A 26095-nucleotide genomic window follows, 5' to 3' on the forward strand; every position below is an offset into this window, starting at 1 on the left:
AGGCCGGATTAGGTGGCCCAAAACCAGTGGAGGCCGGAAAGTTGGGAAAAACTTCCGTAGCGGAGGCTGTTCCAACTTTCCGGCCTCCACTGGTGGCTTGCTGTTCTTCTAGTGGGCTTTGGTCGGTACCGGCGGCTGCATCAGCTGGGCCAGCAACGTGCGCAGGGCGGCGGGGCCATCGGGACCGTACAAAAAGCTGTGGCCGCCGGTGGGCCGGGAAAGGAAGTGCCACTGCCTGGCCTGGCCTTGCTGTTGCTCGTAAGTGGCGCGCACCTCTTGATAGGCAAATACGTCGTCGTCTTGGGCGTGGAGCGAATACAGCGGGGCGCCCCGACGGAGTTGCTTGAAGTTCAGCGGCCCCAGGGCACTGATGGGCCGGGCCGAAAGGGCATAGAACCCCGCAAAGCCCGCCGGCGACTGGCAGGCGTACCAGAACGCCGCCGTGCCGCCGTTGGACATGCCGCCCAGAAACACCCGCCGGCTGTCGACGTGGTAGCGCTGCTTTACCTGCTCCACCATCGTGCGCACGTTTTCCAGAGCAGCCCGTTGTTCCAGCCACCCGAACGACTGCCGGCCGAAGGGATAAAGCACCAGGGCGTTTTGCTCGGCCGCGGCGGCAAAAATAGGCTCCTGCGTCACACCAGGGTTGGCTGAGCGGAATTGCGGCGTGCTGGTAATTCCGCCGTGCAAATACACGAGCAAGGCCGTCGGCCGGGTCGGTTGGTAGGTTTTGGGTACGTACACCAAATACGGCACCCGCACTGTATCGACAGGGGCGTAGTACAGGGCAAAGCCGGGCTGAACTGCCGCGTAGCTGCCCGATTTTGGGGATGCCGGCAGCGCCTGACTTAGCGCGGCTTGTTGCCACGCCGCGGCGGCGCGCTGGGCTTCAGCGGCGCGGCGGGCGGCGGTTTGCCGCAGCTGGCTTAAAAAGTAGAACCACTGCGGAAAGCCGTGCAGGCTGCTTAACCCCGGGTCCTGCGCCATTTGGTCAACGTCGCGGGCGGTGATGGGCACATTGGCCTGCCGACTCAGCCGTAGCAACCAGCGCAGGGCTTGGGCCTGCTGGCCGGGGCAGTTGGCTGCCGCTCCGGCTCCGGCGTACAGATCGAAGGGGCCAGCTTTGGTGGTGTCGGCAAAGGCTTGGACAAAGGCTGCGCTGGCTTCGCAGTAGTTTTTCTGCCCAAGTTGGCGGGCAGCGCCTTCCAGGAGCTGGTCGTAGGTTTGGGCGCGGGCCTGGGAGCCGGTGAGCAGCAGGCCCAGCATCAGCCCCGACGATACTAGGTGTTTCATAAAGCGGCTGGAACGAGGTTACTGCAGCTTTTTGAGTTGCTCGGCGGCATTGCGGCTGTTGGGGTCCAGCTTGAGTACCTGCTTGTAGTTCTTCACGGCCAGCGGCTTGTTGCCCAGCTCCTGGTAGGTTTCGGCCAGGCTGTCGTAGGTGTTGGCGCTGCTGGGGTAGAGGCTCACGTTGAGCTTGAAGATTTCCAGGGCTTCCTTGGGCTGGTTCTGGCGCAGCAGGCTGTAGCCCCAGGCGTTCACGTCGTCTTCGGGCAGCTGGTAGGCCGCGTTTTTCTTTTGTTCCTGTCGCACCAGCTCCAGTGCTTTGTCAAAGCCCTGTTTGCGCAGCTGCTGGTGCAGGGCCCGCAGCTGGGGCGGCAGGCCAAAGCCGGTGGCCACGCGCATATCGGGTACGTAGAAGCTGGCTATTTCATCCACAAACCGGTCGGGGTTGGCCCCAATCAGGTTGGTGAGCACCACCACGGCCAGGTCGTCGTTGGGGTACACAAATACCGCACTGCGGCCCCCGCCCACGGCCGCGGCGGCCGGATGCTCGGGCCGTCCTACGGTGGGCCAGCCGGCGGCGTAGCCATTGAGCTGCCGGCTAAAGCCCGCGGTCTGGCCGTTGTTGAGTGGCACCGGCGTCCAGAGGGTGGTCAGGCTGGCCGGTTTCAGGAGCTGGCCCTGCTGCAGGGCCAGCGCCCAGTGAGCCATATCGGCGGCGGTGGAGTTGAGGCCGGCGGCGGTGTAGAGCATCGGCGCAAATACCTCGAAGACGTTGCGCAGTTCCTTGCCGCGGCGCAATTCGCCATCCACGGCGTGCAGGAAGCTGTAGCCCCGCACTGCGTGCGGCGTTACTGTGTGGGCGTCGGCGAAGCCGGTGCGGGGCATGCCCACGGCCCAAAGCTGCTTTTGCTCAATGAACTGGGCAAATGGCTGGCCGCTGAGCTTGTCGATTAGCTTGCCCAGCAGCAGGTAGTTGGTTTGGTTGTAGCCGAATTTCTCCCCGGTCTTAAATTCCATGGGCTGGGTCTGGACCTTTGCCCAGGCCGCCTGCTGCTCGGCTTCACTTACCTGCTCGTCGTCGGGCATAATGTTGGGAATGCCCGAGCTGTGGGCCAGCAGCTGCCGGATGGTAACCGGCTGCCAGGCGGCCGGCAGCCCCGGCAAATACTGCCCGATAGGGGCGGCCAGATCCAGTTTGCCGGCTTCCACCAGCTGCATCACCGCCACGCCGGTAAAGGCCTTGGTAATGGAGTTGATGGGGAACACCGTGCGGCTGGTTACCGGCACTGAGTCCTGCACGTTGGCCAAGCCGTAGTTGTTGAGCTTCACAATCTTGCCGTGGTGCACTACGGCCAGCTGCAAGCCCGGAATACGCAGCTGCCGCATCTTGTTTTGCACCAGCATATCCACGCTGTCGGCAGCCGGCGTCCGTTGTGTTGATTGAGTTGGTTGAATTGCTTGGGCCCAGGTGTTGGTAGTAAGCGTCAGGGTCATTCCGAGGGCCGCCAGATAAGTAGTCATTTTCATAAAGCAAGAGAAGAAACGGTGGAGAAGGACGGGAAGGAAAAGGTACTGAACAGGGTAAAGAGTATAGAGTATGGTTTGGGTGTTACCAAAACGGCCCTTCCAAGACTTCCTCAGAAGGACCGTTCCGGGTCGTTGGGCCTAGCCACCGAAGCCCCCACCGCCACCCTGTGGCGCCGACTCAATCTTTTTCGGGGGCTTGTTCGAGCCGAAGTACCAGCTGAAGCCCAGGTAGCCGACGCGCGTTTCGTACTTGTTGAGGTAAGTAGCGCGGTAGCCATTGTCACCGAAGGCCTCGATGCGCTGGCGCTGGGTGTTCAGGATGTCGCTAACCCGCAGCGTGAGGGCCGCCCGGTCATTGAACAGCTTCTGACGCAGGGCCACTTCCACGCCACCCTGGGGCAGCAGCCGGCCCTGGGGCGTAATCACGGCGGCCCGGTAGGTGCCCGTTACCTGCACGTCGAGCTTGGGCAGGGGCGTAAAGCTGTTCATCAGGCGGGCCGTGCCGGTCATGTTGCTGCGGCTGGCTTCGGTGTTGGCCAGAGCCGTTACCGTGTTGCGAAACAACGAGCCGCTGGCCGTCAGGCGCCACCACTTAGCCAGGGGCTGGTTTAAGTTCATTTCCAGGCCGTAGCTGCGGGTCTGGCCGAAGTTGCGGTTTAGTTCGGCCGTTACCACGCCGGCGGCGCCGTTGAGCCGGGTAGCTTCCTCATCGACCTCCCGGAGGCGCTGAATGGCGTTGTTGGTCTGGCGGTAAAAGACCGTGGTGCTCAGGCTGGCTCCGCCCATCGACACTTGGTGGCCCAGCTCGAAGGCGTTGATGTACTCGGGCCGCAGGCTGGGGTCGCCGAGGCGGTAGCTGCGCTGGTCCTGGTAGAGCGGGAAAGCCAGCAGCTGCATGAAGTTGGGCCGGTTGAGGCGGCGGGCATAACTCACCTGCACGCGCTGGTCGCCGGGCAGGGTGCGCACCACCGTGGCCGAGGGAAACAGGTTGAGGTAGTTGAGGTTGAAAGCACCCTGGCCACCTTTCACGTTGCCCTGGGTGCGGGTGTACTCGGCCCGTACGCCGCCCTGGTAGCTCCACTTGCCGCGCTGCAATTGGTAGGTAGCGTAGCCGGCCTGCAAGTATTCCTGGAAGTTGTAGGCCACCGAGCGGCTATCGATGCGGGCATAGTTCCAGGGCTGGTCGGTGTTCTGCAGCAGGTAGTCATACGTGCCGTCATTGGTCTGCCACTGGCCCTTGAGGCCCAGGTCTACGCGGCTCGTCGAGTCGAGCGGGTGGGTGTAGTCTATCTGGTTGTACACGGCCTGCAGACGCACGCCCAAATCCTGTTTCCATTCGGGCTCGGGCACCGAGTTGCTGGTCAATTGCTGGCCTACTACCACCGTGGCCCACAGGTTGGTGTAGCCCAGGTTGGCGGTTAGTTCCCGGCCTTTGTGCTGGGCCCAGGTACGGCGGTAGTCCGTCGACATATCCAGGGTTTTCACGTCTTCCGTCACGCGCTGGGTGTTTTGCTGCGCCACTCCGTTGAGCAAGGCCTGCTGGGTAGCCGTATTCAGGCCATTATTCAGTTGGGGCTCGGCCGTAAAGCTCAGGCTTTGCTCGGGGCTAATGGTGTAGTCCAGGCCGAGGCGGCCGTTGTGGGAGCTGCTGTGGCGCTGGCCCCGGCCTTCCTGGTGCAGCAGAATCGTCTGGTTGTCGAGGACCACGGTCTGGTCCACGTTGTTTTGCTGACGGTATCGGTCGTCGCGGGCGTTGTAGCTGCCAAACAGGTTGGCTTTGCCCCGGTGGCGGTTCAGGCTGAGGGAAGTGTTGTACTTGTCGGCCGTGCCCAGGGTAGCCATGGCCTGCCCGTTCCAGCCGTCTTTGCGCTGCTTTTTCAGGATGATGTTGATAACGCCGCCCGAGCCGGCCGCGTCGTAGCGGGCCGAGGGGTTGGTTACCACTTCTACTTTCTCAATGGCGCTGGCCGGAATTTGCTCCAGCCGCGTGCCGGTGCCCCCGTTGGCGGCCCCGCTGGGCTTGCCGTCGATGAGCACAGTGATGTTGCTGCTGCCGCGCATGCTCACCGCCCCGCTCTGGTCCACCGACACCGAAGGCACGTTCTGTAACACATTTACGGCCGTGCCACCCACGCTGCTCAAATCCTTCTCCACGTTAATCACCTTTTTGTCCAGGTTGTCGACCACGGCGGCCCGCTCCCCCTGCACCGTCACGCCCGCCAGCTGGGTGGTCGTGCTCAGGAGCTTCACGGTACCCAACTGCGCATCGGGCGCGGCAGGCGTCAAGGTTACAGCTTTACGCAGGGGCTTGTAGCCCAGCACCGTAGCCCGCACCAGATAGTGGCCCAGTCCTACTTTTTCCAGGTGAAAAGCGCCGTTTTCGCCGGTCTGGCCCCCACTAACGAAGGTAGAATCTTGGGCCCGCAGTAAAACGACCGAAGCAAAGGATAGGGGCTGGCCGTTGCTGTTATCGAGCAGGGTTCCGGCCACGGAGCCCGGAGTGGAGCCGATATTTTGGGCCCGCAAACCCAGTGGCAGGAGCGTAACAAGCAGCCCCAGGCACCGCAGCGCCCGGCTAAAAGCAGAGGAGAAGTTCATGACAAGAAGAAGTGTGAGTGAAAAAACCAGGCAAGGCGAAGCCAATCCAGGCGGCCGCGGATCCGCTGGGCTTCCCTGGCACAGGGAGGTAGGTAAGGCTGAAGAATCCTTTCGGGAGCCAGCATTTTTCCACTTACCCGGAGCGGCGGCTGTGAAGAGCCGGGCTACAGATAAGGTGCTGCAAAGCGGGAAAAAGGCGGTTTGAAACCAGCTACCCCAGTTGGGTGAGCCGTAGGAAAGGGAAGTGGCGAACTACTGATACAAATGTAGTAGAAGGTACTATGTGACGCAAGGTACCTTTGCAAAAAAAATAATTGTTTTACACAGGTGGTTGGCTAACCGGTTGTAAAACAATTAAGTAAGAGAGCGTGCTGCATGGCAGCCGTAACCTAAAAAGGTCTGGGACAATCGGTATTTCCTCCTCACCGGCCGCGAAGCTGCGGGATACAGGCCCCGCGGCCGGTCTAGGAAGATGTGGGCTAGCGTTGGCCAGCACCCACTTAGCGGACGGCGTAGGTTTGCTGCAACCGGCGGTTAAGTCCCAGCCCCTTCGATATCATAGAAGTGTTGCGGGTCTGCTGCACCTGTACCAGGGCGTTGTTCAGCATACGAGCCGTGCGCCGGGCCGCCGCAGTGCCTTTACTAGGGTCTAGGTGCAGGGCATCCAAGCGTTCCTCGTAGATTTTCTCGTGGTTGGCGGTATAAAAGCGCACAATGCTGTGGTCACGCTGGGCCGCGTCGGTTTCGATAGTCCAGTAGCCTGCGCCAGGCTGCTTAGCGTCTTCGGTGTAGATGGTCGGCTGGGCGGTAGCTGCCGAAATGGACAAGCCCAATACTACTGCCAGCATGCTCAGACGGGAAATCAGGGAAGTTTTCATAACTCAGAAAGGTGAAGAGTGAAGTTGGAAAGTGAAGGGCAGCCGCACCCGCGACCGGCCAAAAAGCAAGCGTACTAGTGAGAAGAAGCAGGGGTGTTAGCCTGTAAGTAGGCGTTTGCCAGGTAGTTATCGTTGATCAACAACCGGGTAACTTCGCCATTTGGCAATGGTTACCGTCCGGGGATAGAAAGAGCCAGGAGCGGAGTGTTCATTGGCTGCAGGCTTAGCGTACCCAGGACTACATGGGCTTGTTTGGCGTTGAAAGTCACCTTGGGCTGCTGCAGCTGGTAACCCAGCACCGTGGTGCGAATTGAGTAGCTGCCAAAAGGCACTTTTTCGAGACGAAAGGTGCCGTCAGGGCGGGTTTTAGCACTGCAAACCAGCTGCTTACCGCTGCTGCTGATCAGCACGACATTGGTACCGGGAATGGGCTCGTGGGTGTCGGCATCACGCAGAACCCCAGTGAGCGTGCCATAGTGGGCAGTGGGAGTGGAGGAGCCTTGCACGCCGGAAATCAGCAGGGCCACGAACAGAAATACGGCGAGGGCACGGAAAGCAAAGGAAGTTTTCATAGTAGGGGCACAAAGAGGAAAGTGAGGACAAAGGCCAGCCGTTGCGCGTCTAAACAGCCGCGGTTCTGTTCCCGGTCAGTAGCCGGGGGCAACGCAATGGGCAGGAAGGTTCATGCCATACAGTGGTAGCCAAGGCAACCAGCTGTGGGTCAGGACCCCAGCTAATGGGGCTACTCTGGCGGCGGTACACAGCTTAGGAGCTGCTTGCTAGCTAGAGTGGAAGAACATGACAAAAGTAACGCATGGTACTATGTGATGCAAGGTAGTTTTAAAATTTATTTTCATATCCCTTAAAACCCTTGCATTTACAGGAGAAAATATCCGCCAAATTGTAGTTTGGCGGCCCAACCATGCACTATTGCCTGCAGCTTGGTAATAAGATGGCAGGCAGGGGTAAAGGGCTGCCTGAAGCCGCAACTTTTTTATATTAAGTATTGTGAATAATAAATAAGTACCTGGCTACTAGTAGTATGTGTGAAATAAAAAATCCTCGCTGCCTCCCGAAGAAGGGGAGCAGCGAGGATGAAGAAGTTGGTTATCCGGGCCGGCCGGCGGGAATCAGGGCTTACTTGCCAGGCTTCACCTCTTGGCCATTGCGAAACGTGACCTTTTTCGTTACTGTCTTGCCATCAGGACCGAAGTAGGTCCAGATGCCGGTTTCCTTGCCGTTGCGAAAAGCGCCGGTAACTTCGGGCGTGGCATCCTCGCGCACTTGCCGAAACGGGCCCATCTTGAGTCCTTTGACGTAGGTAGTTTCCGATTTGAGCTTGCCCGAGCTGTAGAATTCACGGCCTACGCCCACCGGACGGCCGTTTTCGTATGGCAACTTGGTCTGCACCGTGCCGTTGTCGTAGTAGGTGAGCTTTTCACCACTGAGCTTGCCATTCACGTACGTTTCCTGGGTTTGCACCTGCTTGCCGCCCGGGTAAAAGGTGCGCCACGTGCCGCTGGGCTGCCCGTTCTTGTATTGCTGCTCCCCCTTGGCCATGCCGTCCTCGAAGTACAAGGATATTTTCCGGTCCCGGCCCTGGTTGGCGTACTCAATGGTTTGCTCCGGCTTGCCCGATTCGTAGAAATCCTGCTGGGTACCGGTCAGTGCGCCGTTGCGGTAGGTCATCTTGCTTTTGACCGCTCCGCTTTCGTAGTAGGCTTTAGCCGGGCCTTCCAGGTTGGCCGTGCCGCCCGTGAGCTGGTGAGCCTGCTTGGTCAGATCATCCCCGAGCGGGTTTTTCACGGCCCGTCCGTTCAGAACCGACGCCACGTAGGTGCCCTCGGTGCGCAGCTTGCCCGAGCGGTAGTAGCTACGGTAGCTGCCGCGGCCGGTGCGGTCGGCCAGTACTTCGGTTTCTACCTGCCCGTTGTCGTAGTAGGTTTTGTAGGGGCCCGCCAGCAACCCGCGGCTGAAGGTGGCCTCGCTTTGCAGCTGCCCGTTTTCGTAGTAGGTTTTCACCGGTCCATTGGCCTGCCCGTTCTGGTACGTTATTTCGGCCTTGGGCTTGCCCGAGGAGTACAGCTCGCGCACCACGCCGGCCGGCTGCCCGTTGTTGAGCGTGGTTTCCAGCTTGATTTCGCCACTGGGATGGTAATAGCGCAGCGTGCCGGTCGGCTGGTCGTTTTCGTACGTGCCTTCCTGGGCCACCTTGCCCGATTCGTAGTACGTCTTGAACGGACCTTGGCGGGTGCCCTGGCTGTAGGTTACTTCCAGACGGCGCTGCCCACTGGGGTGAAACTCCACGTAGGCCGAGTCACGCTTGCCGCCGGCGTAGCGGGTCTGGGCTTCGAGCTTGCCGGAGCGGTAAAAACGCTTGTAAGGGCCTTCCAGCACGGTGTCGCCGGCTACCAGGGCCGAGTATACTTCCCGCTTCCGGGTGTTGGTCGAGTCGTAGTACGAAACCAGCCGGCGCAGCTTTTGGGCCTGGGCTGCCTGGGTGGTAAGAATTATTCCGGCCGCCAGTAGCCCCAATCGAAAGGAAAACAACTTGTTTACAGTCATCAGTCAGTAAAAGAAAAAAGCGGACCGAACAGCTCGGGTAGATTCCGCCCAGTCAGCAAACGCCAAGCCAGCCGGCTTTAGTTTGCCAAAACGAAATAGCAAATAAAAAGCCGCTCTTAGCCAAGAGCGGCTTTTTACTTAGTAATAGGCTAGCCTTAAGTACGGCGCAAGCTGCGCCATACATACCTAGATTCTCTCTACCACGAGACTGGAAGCACCACCGCCCCCGTTGCAAATACCGGTTACCCCGATTTTGCCTCCCTCGTTCTTGAGCACGTTCAGCAGCGTAGTCACGATGCGGGCCCCCGAAGCGCCCAGCGGGTGGCCCAGGGATACGGCACCGCCATACACGTTTACCTTGGTGCCTTCCAGGTTCAGCAGTTTGTTGTTGGCCAACGATACCACCGAGAAAGCCTCGTTGATTTCGTAGAAATCCACTTCGCTGGCGTCTACGCCGGCATTTTTCAACGCCTTGGGAATCGCCAGGGAAGGCGAGGTAGTAAACCACTCCGGTGCCTGCTCGGCATCGGCGAAGCCCCGGATTTTGGCAATCGGCGTTACGCCCAGCTCCTCGGCCTTCTCCTTGCTCATGAGCAGGATGGCGGCGGCGCCGTCGTTCAGAGTCGAGGCGTTGGCAGCCGTTACGGTGCCGTCCTTGGTGAAGGCGGGGCGCAGACCGGCTACTTTGGTGAAGTCTACTTTCAGATACTCCTCGTCGTCTTCGATAACCGTGGTTTTGCCGCGGCTTTCGATGGTTACGGGCACGATTTCGTCTTTTTTCTTGCCTTCCTTGGCTGCTTTGGCGCTGCGCGTGTACGACTCAATGGCAAACTCATCCTGCTGCTCGCGGGTAAAGCCCATTTCCTTGGCCGTGTGCTCGGCCGCGTTGCCCATGGCGTAGTCGTTGTAGGGGTCCCAGAGACCGTCCTTCATCAGGCCGTCAATCATCTGGCTGTGGCCGTACTTGGCGCCGAAACGGGCCTTGTCGAGGTAGTAGGGTACGTTCGACATGCTTTCCATGCCGCCGGCCAGAATCACGTCCGACTGCCCCAGCATGATGGCCTGGGCCGCAAACATGATGGCCTTGGTGCCCGAGGCACACACTTTATTCACGGTGGTGCACTCTACCGTGTCGGGCAAACCGGCTTTCTTGGCGGCCTGCCGGGCCGGAGCCTGGCCCAGGTTGGCCGAAATAACGTTGCCCATGATTACCTGGTCAACTTCTTTGCCCTCGACGCCGGCTTTTTCCAGCGCCCCTTTCAGGGCAATGGCGCCCAGGTCGGTAGCCGACAGAGAGGCCAAGCTGCCGCCAAAGCTGCCAATAGGCGTGCGCACGGCCGAAATGATATATACTTCTTTGATTTGCATAAAGAGAAAGGGTGGGAGTTTGGGATGAATGACGGGCAAAAGTACGAATTGCGCTGCTTGCAGCCAGCGAAGCCCCATCACCGTCTGCAAAACCTCCGGCCCGCCCGTGTTGTTTCCGGGCGCAGCGGATTTACCAGGTCGGCTTTTTCGGATCGGGTTTCTGAGCCGAGCGGCGCGGCATCTGTTGCAGGTACTGCTGCTCGGCCGTGCGGAGCGCGTCGAGTAGTTGCCGCGCCTGACCCGGGCTCAGGTTCATTTGTTGCAGCCGTTCGCGCTGAGTCTGGAGCTGGGTGTCATCGAGAGTAGCTTGCTCACTACCGGCCTGCGGGCTGCGGGTTCCGTTCGGCTCGGCGGCCGTGCCCGTGTCCAGCCCCCGCGTACTGCCGGGCTGACTGCCCTGGGCTACGCGCTGCTGCGGGCCGCGGCCGGGTTGGAAATTTTCCCCGGTCTGGCTGCCGGCTCCCGGCTCAGGCTGGTTCGGGTTGCGCTGGCCAGCTTGGTCGGGGCGCTGCTGGGCGGTGTTGCGTGGGTCCTCGGGCTGGTTGGGGTCGTTGAGCTGGCCTTGCTTATCCTGGCCGGGGCGGGACTCGGGCTGCCGGCTTTGGTTCTGGTCTTCACCAGGCTTGGGGGCGCCTCGCTGGGGGGCACCCGCCGGAGGCATTTTCAGCTCGTTGGGCCGCCGGGCCAGATAGTCGCGCAGTACCTCATAATTATAGCGCGCACTCTTATTAGTAGGGTCGGCCAATAAGGCTTGGCGTAACAGGCCTACTGCTTGCGCATATTCGCCTTTCTGGGCCGCCAGCACGGCCAGCTGCTGCCGGGCCACGCTGCGGACGGACGGCATCTGACTGGTCAGGAGCCGCCCGTAGTAGGCCCGCGCCGCCGCTGCCTGCCCAGCCCGGGCGTAAGCATGACCGGTGTTAAGCACCACGGCCTCCTCCTGCGCTCCAAACTCATCCACCGCCCGGCGGTACAGTTGGGCGGCTTGCGCAAAGTTGCCCTGGCTATACGCAGCCTGCGCCTGCCGCACGGCCTCGTTCCGGTCCCGGATGCGGGTTAGGCTAGCCCAGCCCGGCAGCGCCAGCAGTACTACCATCAGCAGAACTCTCACGGGCGAATCACTTTTACAGTAAGTAGAATGTCGAGGGCCAGCAGCAGTAGTGCCAGCGCCAGCGGGTAACGGTAGCGGTTGTCAGCCACGGCCACCGTGCGTACCTGCTCGGCCTGGCCTTCCAGCCGGTTGAGGGCATTTACCAGCAATGGGAATTCATTGCGCCGGTCAGTTAGTTCAAAATACTGTCCGTTGGTTTGCTCGGCCAGGCGCCGCAGCGTCACCGGGTTCAGGCGGCTGACTACCTCCCGGCCGCGCGCATCCCGCAGGTAGCCGGCTCCCGCGGGGCGGGGCAGCCGCGTGCCTTCCAGGGTGCCGACCCCCATACTATAAAGTCGGGCTCCCGAGCGGGCCAGCACGCGCAAGGTAGGCTCCAAATTTTCGCCGAAGTCTTCCCCGTCGCTTACCAGCACCAGGGCTGTAACACGGGCCGGGCTGGCGGCTGCCGGCGGGCTGGCACTCATCCGGGCCAGGGCCAGCTCCAGCGCCGGCGTCAGGTCCGTGCCCGTTGTGGTCACCAGATTCGTCTCAAGCGTATTCAGAAAAAGTTGCAAGGCGCTCTGGTCGTACGTAAGCGGGCACTGCACCACGGCCTCGCCGGCGAATACAATTAGTCCGAGCCGGTCGGCCTGAAACCGGCTAACCAGTGTACCGAGCTCGGCTTTCACTTTCTGCAGGCGGGTAGGGGCCACGTCGGCCGCATCCATCGAGCGCGACAAATCTACCAACAGCCACACGTCTTTGCCCGCTGTGCGCACCGGCTGCTGCGTGACTCCATAGGCCGGGCCCAGCAGAGCCAGCAGCAACAAGGGGAAATACAGCAGGCGCAAGGCCATTTTCCACCCCAGCTTCCAACCCCGCTGTTCGAGCGGAGCGGCCAAGCGGCGGGTACGCAGGGCATAGCCCACGTATAGAATTAAAAAAAATATTGCGCCCAGCAGCTCCGTCCAGGACAAGGGGTAAGCCCAGTTCATCGTGTTACTTCTAAACTCAACTGGTTAGGATTCATACAGAAACAGTGGCCGCGGGCCCGGGTAGGGTGTAAAGATAGGTTTCTGGAAACTGCTGCGGGGTACCAGAAAATGAAGATTTTTTTTCTAGAAGGGTTTGTTTTTGCGTTCTCCTCGTATATTTGCACACCCTTACAGCAATAAGGGACTTGTCTAGGAGAGATGGGTGAGTGGCTGAAACCAGTAGTTTGCTAAACTGCCGTAGCTCTAAAGGCTACCGGGGGTTCGAATCCCCCTCTCTCCGCCACGGGTTTTTCAGGGCCTTGGAACACCAAAAGCCTGAAGTTTCCCTTCATCGGGTTGTTCTCATCGAGGACACCTCCGTTTGTTTCGGGGTGTAGCGTAGCCCGGTATCGCGCCTGCTTTGGGAGCAGGAGGCCGCAGGTTCGAATCCTGCCACCCCGACGTTTCCCGTTTCAAACTGTTGAAACCAAAAGGCCTTCTGAATCCCTCAGAAGGCCTTTTTTTGTAAGCCGAAAGTCTTCCGCTACCTTTGCCTGACTTTCAGCCTGCTAGTTGCCTCGTTAGCTCAGTTGGATAGAGCGGCTGCCTTCTAAGCAGTAGGTCAGGAGTTCGAATCTCTTACGGGGTACAGTATCCAAACGCAAGACGCCGTTGAGCCTTCAGAGCTCAACGGCGTCTTGCGTTTGGATACTGTACCCCGTAACTACTCCATGATGGGTGAAGCTGCCAAAACTCCTCTGTTAGATAACCAGAATCCAGCAAGTCCTCCCCGTTGTAAGCCCTTCAGGTACTCCGACCAATTTAGGCAAAAGCAGGAGCTGGGTGGATTTTTTGGATTAAACATCTATATTGGGCAGCGAAGATGTTATAATCTTTGTAGTTGCTGTATCATTCAAACAGTACCGCTGTCCGCTACTTTTTTAATTAACCTTTCCTTTCTTTCCGTTTCCGATGAAAAAAATCTTACTCCCTCTGGCTTTTCTGTGCGGAATGGGCCTCTCGGCGCAGGCACAATGGGTTCAGCAAAACACGCTTAATCCAGAAACTCCCCCGGATTTTTATTCTTACTACCTGCATACCGTAAGTGACCAAGTGGCTTGGCAACTGATACGGGAGGGTGTTAACGGTTCCGCTATTAACACGTTCTCCCGAACTGCCAACGGTGGTACTTCCTGGCAGCTTGGCTTCATGGGCGGCACCGCCGATTTTCAGGCCGGTAACATCCATGGCGTTGATGCTAATACTGCGTACGCCGCCCAGTGGGGCCCAACTGGAGGAGAAGTTGTTAAAACAACGAATGCTGGTACCACCTGGACCAAAATCACGGGCGCTAACCAGTACAACGCTTCGGGTAGCTTTGCCAACTGGGTATACTTCTTCGATGCCAATAATGGAGTTACGCTGGGTGACCCTACCCTGGGCTCTTTTGAAATTTATACTACCAGCAATGGTGGTACCACCTGGACGCGTGTGCCAGCCTCCAACCTGCCGGCTCCTCTCGATCAGTTTGAGTACGGCCTGGTAGGCTCGTATACGGCGCTTGGAAATACTATCTGGGCGGGTACTACCCACGTTGAAGCAGATCAAGAAACGGGTAAGCCTGCACGTATCCTCAAATCCACGGACCGTGGGCTGACCTGGACCGCTTCCAACGTGATTCCAATCTTCCAGGGTACGGGTCAGATCAACAAGATTGCCATGATCGATGCCAACAATGGTGTTGCTCATAGCGGTGTGGCACTGGCGTATACCACCGATGGCGGTGCTACTTGGCAGCCTCGCACTTTCACTGGCAACTTCTTCGGCGGTGATATCACCAATGTACCCGGGACTAACCTGATTGTCAGTGTTGGCGCTAGCGTGGATTCGCCTACTAGCTTGGCCCAATATGGCTCGTCGTATAGTGCCGATAACGGTGCTACCTGGGTTGACATCGACCGTAACAAGCAGTATACGTCGGTAGATTTCGCTAGCCGTACTGCCGGTTACGCAGGTGGTTTCACCGATGCCAACGGCGCGGGTGGTATCTACAAGGCTTCTACTACCATTCTGGGTACTTCCCGGAACACCGAGTTGCAAAACGCTTTGTCGGTGTATCCGAACCCCAGTGCTACGGGCGTGTTCTCGCTGAAACTCAGCTCTGCCATCAAAGCCGGTACCAACGTGCGGGTATTTGATGCGCTGGGCCGTCAGGTGCTGAACCAGCAGCTGAACGCTACGGCTATTGCCTCTCAGCTTGCTACGGTCGACATGAGCAAGGAAAAGGCCGGCCTCTACACCCTGGAGGTGCGCACCGAAAACGGTGTAGCTCAGCAGAAACTGGTGATTGAGTAGTCTTTCTTCCAAGTCCTCAAAAAAGGCCTTTCCCATTCGGTTGGGGAAGGCCTTTTTTATAGCTATTCCGCTTCGGCAGATACCGGCTCTGTTAGGGCTAACAGTTGACTTTATACCGGGCTAAATGCCGCAAAAACTGGCAAAAACCGGATAAAATCGGTATCTTTGTATGTTAGTAGAAAGCTGAAATAATAGCGTCTTACATGAGCGAAACGAAAGAAGTAAAAGGCGGCGCTGAGTACTCCGCGGATAGCATCCAGGTACTCGAAGGCCTTGAGGCCGTGCGCAAGCGCCCCTCCATGTATATCGGCGACACGGGCATCAAAGGACTACACCATCTGGTGTGGGAAGTAGTCGATAACTCCATCGACGAAGCCCTGGCCGGTCACTGCGACCAGATTGAAGTAACCATCAACGAAAATAACTCGATTACCGTCAAGGACAACGGTCGCGGCATCCCCGTGGACTTCCACCAGAAAGAGGGCCGCTCGGCCCTGGAGGTGGTTTTGACCGTGCTGCACGCTGGTGGTAAGTTCGACAAGGATTCCTACAAGGTTTCCGGCGGCTTGCACGGCGTGGGCGTAAGCTGCGTAAACGCGCTAAGCCAGGATTTGAAGGTAACCGTGCGCCGCAACGGCCACATCTACCAGCAGGAATACAAAATCGGTGTTCCCCAGTATCCGGTCAAGGAAATCGGCGACACCGACGAGCACGGCACCCAGGTAGAGTTCCTGCCTGACAACACCATCTTCACGGAGTCGGTTTACAAGTACGAAACCGTGGCTAACCGCCTGCGCGAACTGGCTTATCTGAACAAGGGTATCCGCATCACGCTGACTGACCGTCGGGAGAAAAACGATGACGGCTCGTTTCTGGGGGAAATATTCTTCTCCGAAGGCGGCCTGAGCGAATTCGTGCAGTACCTCGACAGTGGCCGCCAAGTGCTTATGCCCAACCCCATTCACGTCATCAGTGAGAAGGGCGGCACACCAGTAGAAGTAGCTCTGCAGTACAACGATTCTTACCAGGAACACATCTTCAGCTACGTCAACAACATTAACACCATCGAGGGCGGTACGCACGTAGCCGGTTTCCGCTCGGCCCTGACCCGCACGCTGAAGGCATACGCCGACAAGTCGGGTATGCTGGAGAAGGCCAAGGTGGAGATTCAGGGCGACGACTTCCGCGAAGGCCTCACCGCCGTTATTTCGGTGAAGGTGCAGGAACCGCAGTTTGAAGGCCAGACCAAAACCAAGCTGGGCAACTCCGACGTGAGCGGCGCGGTAAACACCGTAGTAGGTGAAATCCTGAATCAGTACCTGGAAGAAAACCCTAAGGAAGCCCGTATCATCATCGAAAAGGTGATTCTGGCTGCCCGCGCCCGGATTGCGGCCCGTAAGGCTCGCGAAATGGTACAGCGCAAAACTGTACTGGGTTCCAACTCCTTGCCCGGCAAGCTGGCTGACTGCTCGGAATCGGACCCCGAAATCTGCGAGCTGTATCTGGTGGAAGGTGACTCGGCCGGTGGGACTGCCAAGCAGGGCCGCAACCGCGCCTTCCAGGCCATTCTGCCGCTGCGGGGTAAGATCCTGAACGTGGAGAAGGCGCAGGAACACCGCATTTACGAAAACGAGGAAATCCGCAACATGATTACGGCCCTTGGCGTGAGCTTCGAGAAGAAGACCGACGAGGACGATGGCAGCAGCACCCGGTCGTTGAACCTGGACAAGCTCCGCTACCACAAGGTCATCATCATGACCGACGCCGACATCGACGGCTCCCACATCCGGACCCTGATTCTGACTTTCTTCTTTCGCTACATGCGGGAGCTGGTCGACAAAGGCTACATCTACATTGCCCTGCCGCCACTATACCTGGTGAAACGCGGTAAGGAAGAGCGGTACTGCTGGACCGAGCAGGAGCGTATGGATGCCCAGGAAGAAATGGGCCGCGGCAAACCCGAAACGGTGAACGTGCAGCGCTACAAAGGTCTGGGTGAGATGAACGCTGAGCAGCTCTGGACTACCACCATGCAGCCCGATACCCGCTCCCTGAAGCGCGTGGACGTGGAATCGGCCGCCGAAGCCGACCACCTGTTCGCCATGCTGATGGGCGACGAAGTAGCGCCCCGCCGCGACTTTATCGAAAAAAACGCGAAATACGCCAAACTGGACGTATAAGCAGCCAATAGTAGAAAAGCCCGCCGCAAGCGGGCTTTTTTATTGTGCTTGCCTAACAAATCAACAAACCCTATTTCGTTGTGTCATGTCTCCCGCTGGTTGACATGACGTTCCAATTTCAAAGAAAAACAAGCATCGTACATGCGGCAGAACATTGCCTCCGGGGCACCCTGGGAAAGTATTGTGGGTTATTCCAGAGCCGTGCGTATCGGCAACGTAGTGGAAGTGGCTGGTACCACGGCCCAGGACGGAGAAACCATTACGGGCTTAACCGCCTACGAGCAAACCCGCCGGGCTTTGGAGAAAATTGCGGATGCATTAACCGAAGCCGGGGCCGCGCTAACCGACGTAGTGCGCACCCGGATTTTCACCACCGACATCAGCCAGTGGGAGGAAATCGGGCGGGCCCATGGGGAGTTTTTCGCCGCCATCCGGCCCGCGGCCACGATGGTTGAGGTTCGGGCGTTGATAGATGCCCGGCTGCTGGTCGAAATTGAAGCCACAGCCATTATTTCTTAACCCTAAAATACGCCTTTGCGCAGCCTGGCTGCGTATCTTAGCCCGCATTACCGCCTAGCCATGAAATTATTCAAATCTGCCGACCTCATTCGCAAAAGCAAATACATCAGCCGGGACCTAAGCTGGCTGCGGTTTAATTATCGGGTGCTGGACATGGCCAAGGACACGAGCCGCACGCTGTTCGACCGGCTGCGGTTTTTGGCCATTACCTCGTCCAACCTCGATGAGTTTTTCATGATCCGGGTTGGTTCGCTCTACAATTACCTCGACTACGGCAAGGAGCGGGTAGACTACTCCGGCCTGCGGGAGCTGCCGTTCCGGCGTAAGCTGCTCGATTTTGCCCACCGTTTTACCAACGACCAGTCGCTGACCTACCAGAATGAGCTGAAGCCGCAGTTTGAAAAGGCCGGTTTCAATATTTTGCGGATGACGGAGCTCACGGAATTGGAACTGAAGAAGGCCGATGGCTACTTCAAGAACACCATCTTCCCGCTGCTCACGCCGATGGTATACGACTCCTACCACGGCTTCCCGCTGATGATGAACCAGATGCTCATCTTTGGGGTGGTAACGCGCACCGGGCCCGACAGCGTGATGGACAACGGGCACGAGCGACTCACCTTCGTGCAGATTCCCCAGAACCTCTCGCGCTTCTTTGAGCTCACGCGCAAGGACAAGGTGATTTTCGTGCCCATTGAGGAAATAGTGCGGGCCAACTTGCCCAAACTGTTCCGCAATGTGGAAATCGTGTCGGCTGACTTGTTCCGGATTACGCGAAACGGCGACTTCACCCTGGAAGAGTCGGACGACATCGACGTGGACTTCATCAAGGAAATTCAGGTGGGCCTCAAAACCCGCAAGAAGGGCCGGGTAGTGCGGTTGGAGGTTGAAAACGACGCTTCCCCGGTGATGATGGCCGTGCTCAAGGAGCGCTGGAAGATTGACAACGGCAACGTCTTCGTCATCAACTCCCTGATTGACATGAAGGGCCTGCTGCAAATTCTGAAGCACCCCAACTTCCGTGGCAAATCGACGCGCATGCCGGCTCCGGTAGTGCCGCTGAGCTTGCCGGAAGGGGCCGAGGAAAACCTGTTCGAGTTCTTGAAGCACCACGACGTGCTGTTGCACCATCCCTACAACAGCATCGACCCAGTGGTGCGGCTGCTGGAACAGGCCGCCGAGGACCCGCACGTACTGGGCATCAAGCAAACCATTTACCGCCTGGCCGACGACTCGCGCGTAACGGCGGCTTTGCTCAAGGCGGCCGAGAATGGCAAGCACGTGTCGGTCTTGTTCGAAGTGAAGGCCCGCTTTGATGAGGAGCGTAACATCCGGGAGGGCTCCAAGCTCGAAAAGGCCGGCTGCTTCGTGATTTACGGGGTGAGCAAGTACAAGACGCACACCAAGATGCTCATGATTATCCGTAAGGAAGGGGAGAAGGTGACGCGCTACGTACACATCGGCTCGGGCAACTACAACGAGCAAACCAGCAAGATTTACACCGACGTAAGCCTCCTCACAACCAACGACGTGTATGGACACGACGTGTCGGAGTTTTTCAACGTAATTACCGGCCACTCCCAGCCCGACGACTACGAATACCTGATTACGGCGCCTAAAGACATGCGCCAGCAGATTATTCACCTGATTCGGGAGGAAGTGCGCAACGCCAAGAAGGGTTTGCCCAGCGGCATTGTGATGAAGATGAACTCGTTGGAAGACAAGGAGCTCATCGACGAGTTTTACAAGGCATCCAAGGCTGGTGTGCCGATTCGGTTCGTGGTGCGCGGCATCTGCTGCCTGCGCCCCGGCCGGCCCGGGCTGAGCGAGAATATCGAGGTGCGCAGCATCGTGGGCGACTTGCTGGAACATTCCCGCCTGTTCTACTTCCACCAGGCCGGAAACCCGAAAGTGTACGCCGGCTCGGCCGACATCATGGTACGCTCCTTCGACCGGCGCATTGAGGCCCTGTTCCTGATTGTCAATCCCCAGCTCAAGCGCGAGGCTATCAGCATTCTGATGCTCAACCTGCTCGACAACCAGAACTCCTACCTCATGCGTGAGGATGGGGCTTACGTGCGTAACCGCCCGGCCGCCGACGAGCCCACTGTGAACGTACACCGGGACTTTTACCGCCGCGACGAGGAGCGGCTGGCCGGCGCAACGCCCGAAGGCCTGTTGCATCTGCTGTTTCAGCAAACCCGCCGTAATCAACAGGAGGCCGACGATGCAGCGGCCTTAGCGGAAGAGGAAGCCAATGAATTGGCGGAAGCCTGCGCCGAAGCCCAGGAAGAGGAGCAGGATGAGCTGACTGAGCAGGCGGCTCAGGAGGTTTCTATCGTGCAGGCGCTGGTAGAAGGAGAGCCCGACGAAAAAGCCGACTTCGCCAACTCGTGAGTTGCCTGTTAGTTGCCAGGTATTCGTTGTCAGTGTTAGGTCGTTCTTACTAACAACTGACAACGAATACCTAGCAACTAAACCAAAAAGGCCCGCTGCAAATCATGCAGCGGGCCTTTTTGGTTTTATTCCATACCGTTGGTGCGGCTCGGGACAGTAGCCAGGGGCAGGTGTTCGGCCCCGTTACTGAGTGGGTCAATTTCGTCGAAATGCTGCTCGAACAGGGTCTGGAGCATGCCGTCTTTGAGGCCGATGTCGGGCACAATCATCTGGTTGACGTTGGACCACTCCATGGCCGAAAGGTAGATCTGGCCGGCGGGCACGATGACGTCGGCGCGGTCGGGGTTGAGCATGGCCACGTTGACCCGCTCGTCCATGCTCATCTTGCTCAAGTTGCTTAGAATGGTGCCGATGCGGCGGCGCGTAACGGGCTTGTCGAGGGAGGGCTGAGCCAGGCTATAGAGCTTATTAATGTTGCCGCCCGTGCCGATGGCGCGGGTGACGTGGTACTTGCGGCCGTTTTCCTTGACCCAGTCTTCCATACGCTGCCAGGTGCCGTTCAGCGCGTCGTTCGACAAGCCGCTTTCTTCCTGCTGCATGCGCCGGATGGAACCCACCTCAAATGACTGAGAGGCTACTTTGCGCCGGTCGTGGTAGATGTTGAACTCGGTGCTGCCCCCGCCCACGTCGATGTGCAGGTAGTGCTTGTTGTCTTCGAGCAAATGTTCGATTACACGGTTGATGTAGGCGGCTTCAGCCTGCCCGTCGATAACCTGAATCGGCATGTTGAGCTCTTTCTGCACCCGGGCCACGATTTCGGGCGCGTTGGCGGCCGTACGCATGGCCGAGGTAGCACACACCAAGTAGTGGGCCACGTCGTGTACTTCCATCAGCAGTTTCAGCGCGTGCAGAAACTTGACAAACTTATCTTCCCGGGCCGGGGAAATGCGGCCAGTGGCAAACACATCTTCGCCCAGGCGCAGCGGGTAGCGCACATATTCCACGCGCTTAAGCCGATACCGGTCACCGTAGTGCAACACCGCTGAAATCTGACACCGTACAGCATTCGACCCAATATCAATAGCAGCCAGTTTCAGGAGCGGATAATTCATGCAACGCAAGGAAAGAAGTGAAAAGAGAGGCCAAAGATACAGGTTTGCCAAAAGTAGGCTAGCCGAATACTACGGCAGTTGCGGCCGATTTGATTAAGCAGCTACCAAAAAGCCCATAAAAAAGCCCGGCCTTAGTAGACCGGGCTTAGTATGGACAACTTAACTATTGGTCAATCCGGAAGCCGACGCCAAACTGCAGGAGCGCCGTTTGCTCCTCGGAATTCTGGATGGAAATGGATAAAGCCAGCTGGTCGGTGACCGGGGCAATGTAGAAACCTCCGCCATAGCCGGAGTGCCACCCCCCGGGCGAATTGCCCTTGAAGTAGACGCGGCCTTGGTCGTAGAAACCGAAGATGCCGTACGAGAAGGGAAGGAAGTTGTTGCGTACCCGGCCCAGCGCGAGGCGCACTTCGGTGTTCACGTAGGCACTGGCGTCGCCGGTAAAACGGTTGCGGTAGTAGCCGCGCAGGTTTTCCCGCTGACCTAGGCTGGTAAACTTATAGAACGGAATTTCGTCGTCGTCGCCGTAGTTTTTAGCCCCGCCGCCTTTGACTACGAACGTCACCGGGATGCCCAGGCGGGCCGTGGCGTAGTACTCCCCGAAGAGCTGGGTCAGGCCGAAGTTGCCCTCGGTGCGGTTGAGCTGGTGGTAGCTGTCGTGCTGGGCACGGAGGCGGAAGCCTTTGCGGGCGAAGGTCTGCCGGTCACGCAAGTCTAGGTCAAGCAGAGCGTTCAAACCCAGCAGGCGCTGGAAAGCCGTGTTCGGGCGCTGGTCAGCAGTAATGGGCTGGCGGGTGTTGAGCTCACCCAGCAAACTGTTATCGGCAAAGTTGGACTGGTACTGCTCGTAGGTGGGGCCGAAGCGGAAGACACTGCGGTTGAGGAATACCTTCTCCGTAAACACACTAGCCTGGTAGCCTTTGTAGCGGGCCTTGTAGAAGTTGGCGTCGTAGAGGCCTTCGTCCTTGGTCGTGTTGTTGCCCAGGCCGAAGAAGTTGTAGAACTGGAAGAAGTTGCCGTACTCAGCGCGGGCCCCGATGTCCCAATCCTTGATGGCGTGGCGGTGGCGCATATTCACTGCCACCTGGAAGTTGCCATTGGTCGAGCCCTGCACGTCGAAGCCGTAGAGGTTTTTGTAGTCGGGCTTGCGGAAGCCCTGACGCACGATATCAAAGCCGGCCCCGGCCCCAAATCCGTCACTCTGGTTGTAAATCAGCGTGGCACGCGGGTTGTAGCCGTCGTACTCGAAGGCCTCCCGGTCGTAGCGGTTCACGGCCAGCTTGTCGGAAGTGTGGTTGTCGGTTTCCTTGCTCAACTTTAGCTCCGTATCGGTCAGGTCGTACACCTTGGTTTTGGTGCGCAGCCCGCTCACGCTCGACTCATCCGTTATCCGGTCCTTACCGTCGCCGCCAATGATGCGCACCAGCACGCTCTTGCGGGCTTTGCCGGTCACACTGAAAATATCTTTGCCGTCGAGACCATAAATAGCAACTTCGTCGGTTTCCTTGGGGTCGAAGGTGCGGTCAAACAAGGCCTCGCCATTAATGTCGTCCGAATCCTTGGCTTTGTCAAACATTTGCACCCGCACCTTGCCGTCGTCGAGGCGGTTTATTTGGAACACCTCGGCCTTGTTGGAGCCCACCACATCCACGCGCTTGGCCAGCATCAGGTAGTAGTCGTCCAAGGCCTTGGGCAGCTCCTGAATCCGGGCTTTGAGCTTGCGGTTCAGGTCGTTGCCCGAAATCGGCTGTACTTCCTTGGGCAGCTGGACCGTCGACTGGTCGATGGCGGCCGGCGTGATTTTCTCCTGCATGTACCGGGCAATCTGCTGCCACTGGTCCCGGGTCAGGGACTGGAGCAGGAACCGGTCGAGGTGACGGGCGGGCCAGTTCAGGCTTTCTAGGTCATGGAATTCTTCCTGGAAGTCCTCGATGCTGGGCACGGCCCATTCGCGGTTGGCAATGTAGGTCAGCAGGCCGTTCCAGAGGGTAAAGCTCTGGTCCCGGTCGCGCGGAATGGGGCGGAAAATGGTCTTTTTGCCCTGCTTGTAGCCAGCCCATTTCCAGTTGTCCTCGTGCTTGCCGAAGTCAGCTACCAGCATGTCGAAGGCCCGGGCTTTGCCCAGCGCTACGGCATCGACCTGGTTGTCGTGGTCTTTATAGAGCTGGCGGAAAAAGCTAAACGAGCGGCGCACCTCATCGGCCCCGCCGAAGCCGGGCAGGTTGGGCTTGGGGTCCACGGGCCGGTCTTCGAGCGTGCCGAGCAGGCCCGCGTAGTCTTCCCGGTAAGGGCCGAGCTGGCTGTTGTCGGGCAACACAAACAACCGGGGGCGGGCGTGCAGAATGTCGGTCTGGTCAAGCAAAGAGCCGGTTACCAAAGCCGAGTAGGGGTGGGCCGTGGGCGTAATATCGCGCAACACGTCGGCGGCAATGGAGTTGCGCAGCTCGGGCGGCAGGATGCGGGTCACGTCCTTGTCCACGGAGCGGAACACGTACTCGGAGGAGTCGGCGGCAATGAGCTTGACGGAAGTCGTTTGCCGGCCTCCGCCCTTGCCGAAGATGCGTAGCCCGCCTTTCTCAGTCGCCAGGTTCAGGGTTTTGACTTCAACCGGCGTGGTCCACGAACTACGGTAGAGCGGGCCGAGGAAAAAGCGTTTGCCCGGACCGGCCTGGTACTGCGGGCCCGGCGTTATGGTCACCGAGGGCTGAAACGGCGCGTCCGGCTTCTGATTAGCTACGCCTTTGGGCGCCGTGGGGCATTCCGGAATAAAGGCGTTGACGGGCACGTTGGGCAGGCGGGGCTCAGTGCAGGCCGATTGAAACAAGGTAGCGTTGTAACTTTCCTGAGCCGTGGCCCCGTCTTTGGCGAAGGTGAAGAAGGAAGACTTGACCGTTCCATCGGCGTAGTAATCGAGCCGGGAAAAACCTTCTTCGGCCTTGTTGTACATGGCCCGGGAATTAGACCCCACGTGTTCTTCTTCGGCAAAGCTGCCCGACACCAAATGGTAGTTGTCCTCGAAGCGGGTAAGCTGCAGGCTGTAGTCGTGGGCGGCAGCATATACTACGCCGGGGTTGTCTTTGAAGGTGCTGAGCAGATTTTTGCGCAGGTCACTATAAGCCGGGTTGGCTACGTCGCGCGGGGTGCCCACATTCTGCCGGTAAGCCGCATACACTGAGCCAAACACAGGCAGGGGCACCCCATTGTCGAACGGAAACAGGTGGCGGCCCAGTGGAATCCGGCCCCCATACACGCCATTACTCATCACCGGATGGTGGCCTACAACCAGCACGTTTTTGCCCTTGGTGTCGTCCAGCACGTCCTGCAACTGCTCCCGGAATTCCTCCTTGGTCATGGTCTTGCACTCCGTGTCGGGGGCTTCGGGCCGGTCGTAGGGGTGGGTCCACCAAGGCGAGTTGATGGCTACCAGGCGCACGTTGGGCGCTACGTCGATGATTTCGGGGCCGGGGCAGCCGCCAGTGGGCAGAAAGGCGTTCTGGCCCGGTAGCTTTTGCTCGATATACTCCTCCAGCCGCTTCACCTTTTTCAGGCCGTCGGAGCCGGAATTGTCCCAGTCCTTGTCGCCGGGCACGAAGTAGATGCGGCCGTTGGGCAGCCCTTTCACCAAGCCGATAAGCTGGTCGAGGCGGGCAGTGGTAGCGGCTTCGGGCTCTTTTTTCAGGCCCTTGTTGCTGGCAATGTCCCCGAGGTGAACCACGGTAAAGGCGCCTTTCTGCTGCTCAAGCTGCTGGCGCAAGGCCCGCACATGAGCGTCCGAAACGGCGTCGCCGGCGGTATTTCCCAGTAAGTAGACAGCGTGCGTGGCCGGCTGAGTTTGCGCGACCAACGGAACAGATAGTGTGGTAAGCAGCGCTGCCAGGAGCAGACGGTAGGTTTTTCGCATGAGGAAAGCGAATCGTAGAACAGAGGTATTCTCTGCTGTACGAAATAAACCTCGTCAGGGTGCGTCACCCCGCACCATTCACAGCCGCAGGGCGTAGAATTCGTTGGCCCACATACAGCAACAGGCAAGGAATACCTACCCAGATGGCCTCGCTGCGCAGTACCCGCCAGGCTGCCGCACCAGCAAACCGTTTAATTCCAATGGGCGACACCTGGATGGGCCGGAAACCGAAAAAGTACCGTTGTTGCTCAAACGGACTGAAAAACGCCACACCCAAGCCCCCGGTAGTCAGGGCATCAAGTACGCCGTGCGACACGGTAGCCAGAAACAGCAGCAGCCCCAGGCGGCCCGCCGCTGGTGGGGCTGCCTGGGGCTGCAGTAGCCGACTAAGCGCTACGAGTCCGCCCGCCAGCAGTGCCGCTACCAGGATAGAATGGCTCAGGCCCCGGTGTCCCCACAGGCTGTCGTAAGCCACTCCAAACTTGAAGCCGATTACGTCGGCGTCGGGCAACACGGCGCAGGCTGCGGCCAGCAGCCACCAAGGCCAGTTGGGGCGGGAGGGAAGCAGCAGCTTGCCCAGCGTAGCGCCCAGCAAGGCATGGCCAAAAGCAGAAGCCATACAGTAGTTAGTTGGAAGCCTGGGCCAGTAGTTCAGCAGCAATTCGGGGTACGCCCACCGTCGCCGGTTCCCGGACGAAGTGCAGATTGGCCCTGGCCGACAGCGGCGGTTGGTTAGGGTCAATGATATACGTGGGGCAGTTCGTGGGCGTATAGTGCACCAGGTTGGCCGCCGGGTACACCTGCAGGGAAGTGCCGATTACCATGAAAATGTCGGCGGTGGCGGTTTCCTCCATAGCCCGTTCCATTAAGGGCACGGCTTCGCCAAACCAGACGATGTTGGGCCGCAACTGGTGGCCTTTTTCGCACTGCTCACCCAGCTCAATCCGGTCCGAGGTCATGGGGTAGACCAGGTGCTCGAAGCGGGTGCTGCGCGACTCGAACAGCTTGCCGTGCAGATGAATCACGCGGCTGGAGCCGGCCCGTTCGTGCAGGTCATCCACGTTCTGGGTGATGATGACCACCTCGTATTCCTGCTCCAGGGCCACTAGGGCTAGGTGGCCGGCGTTGGGCTGGGCGGCGCGGGCGGCAGCCCGGCGCTGGTTGTAAAACTCCAGAACGAGCTCCGGATTGCGGGCCCAACCTTCGGGCGAGGCCACATCTTCTACCCGGTGACCTTCCCATAGCCCGTCGGAGCCCCGGAAAGTAGCCAGCCCGCTTTCGGCGCTGATACCCGCCCCGGTCAAAACCACGATTTTCTGTTTCATAGTGTAGCAGTAGCCAATA

17 protein-coding genes and 3 tRNA genes are annotated in these 26095 nt (G+C 58.8%); 7 read left to right on the forward strand and 13 right to left on the reverse strand.

Annotated elements, in window-relative coordinates:
• Positions 1 to 108 precede the first annotated feature (108 nt).
• From MUN80_RS15760 to MUN80_RS15800, 9 genes are all read right to left on the reverse strand, one after another.
• Positions 109 to 1293: a dienelactone hydrolase family protein gene (locus MUN80_RS15760; RefSeq protein WP_244714409.1), complete on the reverse strand. Its 1185-nt coding sequence runs from the start codon at positions 1291 to 1293 to the stop codon at positions 109 to 111.
• An 18-nt stretch (positions 1294 to 1311) separates the two neighbouring features.
• On the reverse strand, positions 1312 to 2814 hold the full coding sequence (locus MUN80_RS15765; protein ID WP_244714410.1) for a serine hydrolase domain-containing protein: 1503 nt from the start codon (positions 2812 to 2814) through the stop codon (positions 1312 to 1314).
• A gap of 138 nt (positions 2815 to 2952) precedes the next feature.
• Positions 2953 to 5412 carry a TonB-dependent receptor gene (locus MUN80_RS15770; RefSeq protein WP_244714412.1) on the reverse strand — a complete coding sequence of 820 codons (2460 nt, stop codon included), beginning with the start codon at positions 5410 to 5412 and terminating at the stop codon, positions 2953 to 2955.
• Positions 5413 to 5912: 500 nt separating this feature from the next.
• Positions 5913 to 6290, reverse strand: a complete 378-nt coding sequence (locus MUN80_RS15775; protein ID WP_244714413.1) for a hypothetical protein — start codon at positions 6288 to 6290, stop codon at positions 5913 to 5915.
• 170 nt (positions 6291 to 6460) lie between these two features.
• A complete protein-coding gene (locus MUN80_RS15780; protein ID WP_244714415.1) occupies positions 6461 to 6862 on the reverse strand; it encodes a carboxypeptidase regulatory-like domain-containing protein in 402 nt (133 codons plus the stop codon).
• Between the two features lie 565 nt (positions 6863 to 7427).
• Entirely contained in the window at positions 7428 to 8855 is a 1428-nt protein-coding gene (locus MUN80_RS15785) for a toxin-antitoxin system YwqK family antitoxin (RefSeq protein WP_244714417.1), read from the reverse strand.
• A gap of 186 nt (positions 8856 to 9041) precedes the next feature.
• Positions 9042 to 10223 (reverse strand): acetyl-CoA C-acyltransferase, encoded by a 1182-nt coding sequence (locus MUN80_RS15790; protein ID WP_311136241.1) that lies wholly within the window; start codon positions 10221 to 10223, stop codon positions 9042 to 9044.
• A gap of 130 nt (positions 10224 to 10353) precedes the next feature.
• On the reverse strand, positions 10354 to 11334 hold the full coding sequence (locus tag MUN80_RS15795) for a hypothetical protein (protein WP_244714419.1): 981 nt from the start codon (positions 11332 to 11334) through the stop codon (positions 10354 to 10356).
• Positions 11331 to 12308 (reverse strand): vWA domain-containing protein, encoded by a 978-nt coding sequence (locus MUN80_RS15800; RefSeq protein ID WP_244714421.1) that lies wholly within the window; start codon positions 12306 to 12308, stop codon positions 11331 to 11333. Before MUN80_RS15800 ends, MUN80_RS15795 begins: the two co-directional genes overlap by 4 nt.
• A gap of 192 nt (positions 12309 to 12500) precedes the next feature.
• Here MUN80_RS15800 and MUN80_RS15805 point away from each other — a divergent pair.
• From MUN80_RS15805 to ppk1, 7 genes are all read left to right on the forward strand, one after another.
• Positions 12501 to 12591, forward strand: a tRNA-Ser gene (locus MUN80_RS15805).
• An 84-nt stretch (positions 12592 to 12675) separates the two neighbouring features.
• A tRNA-Pro gene (locus MUN80_RS15810) sits at positions 12676 to 12749 on the forward strand.
• Between the two features lie 113 nt (positions 12750 to 12862).
• Positions 12863 to 12936: transfer RNA gene (locus MUN80_RS15815), tRNA-Arg, on the forward strand.
• Between the two features lie 323 nt (positions 12937 to 13259).
• Positions 13260 to 14642, forward strand: coding sequence for a T9SS type A sorting domain-containing protein (locus MUN80_RS15820; protein WP_244714422.1), 1383 nt, complete (start codon positions 13260 to 13262; stop codon positions 14640 to 14642).
• A 203-nt stretch (positions 14643 to 14845) separates the two neighbouring features.
• Positions 14846 to 16822, forward strand: coding sequence for a DNA topoisomerase (ATP-hydrolyzing) subunit B (gyrB, locus tag MUN80_RS15825; protein WP_244714423.1), 1977 nt, complete (start codon positions 14846 to 14848; stop codon positions 16820 to 16822).
• A 141-nt stretch (positions 16823 to 16963) separates the two neighbouring features.
• Positions 16964 to 17341: a RidA family protein gene (locus tag MUN80_RS15830; protein ID WP_244714424.1), complete on the forward strand. Its 378-nt coding sequence runs from the start codon at positions 16964 to 16966 to the stop codon at positions 17339 to 17341.
• A gap of 60 nt (positions 17342 to 17401) precedes the next feature.
• On the forward strand, positions 17402 to 19738 hold the full coding sequence (gene ppk1 / locus MUN80_RS15835) for a polyphosphate kinase 1 (protein WP_244714426.1): 2337 nt from the start codon (positions 17402 to 17404) through the stop codon (positions 19736 to 19738).
• Positions 19739 to 19863: 125 nt separating this feature from the next.
• Here ppk1 and MUN80_RS15840 read toward each other — a convergent pair whose 3' ends face one another.
• From MUN80_RS15840 to MUN80_RS15855, 4 genes are all read right to left on the reverse strand, one after another.
• Entirely contained in the window at positions 19864 to 20850 is a 987-nt protein-coding gene (locus MUN80_RS15840) for a Ppx/GppA phosphatase family protein (RefSeq protein ID WP_244714427.1), read from the reverse strand.
• Between the two features lie 163 nt (positions 20851 to 21013).
• A complete protein-coding gene (locus MUN80_RS15845) occupies positions 21014 to 24751 on the reverse strand; it encodes a hypothetical protein (protein WP_244714429.1) in 3738 nt (1245 codons plus the stop codon).
• 64 nt (positions 24752 to 24815) lie between these two features.
• Positions 24816 to 25370 (reverse strand): metal-dependent hydrolase, encoded by a 555-nt coding sequence (locus MUN80_RS15850; protein ID WP_244714430.1) that lies wholly within the window; start codon positions 25368 to 25370, stop codon positions 24816 to 24818.
• A 7-nt stretch (positions 25371 to 25377) separates the two neighbouring features.
• Positions 25378 to 26076: an SIR2 family NAD-dependent protein deacylase gene (locus tag MUN80_RS15855; protein WP_244714432.1), complete on the reverse strand. Its 699-nt coding sequence runs from the start codon at positions 26074 to 26076 to the stop codon at positions 25378 to 25380.
• Between the last annotated feature and the right edge of the window lie 19 nt (positions 26077 to 26095).

The organism is Hymenobacter cellulosivorans, assembly GCF_022919135.1.
Lineage (GTDB): Bacteria > Bacteroidota > Bacteroidia > Cytophagales > Hymenobacteraceae > Hymenobacter > Hymenobacter cellulosivorans.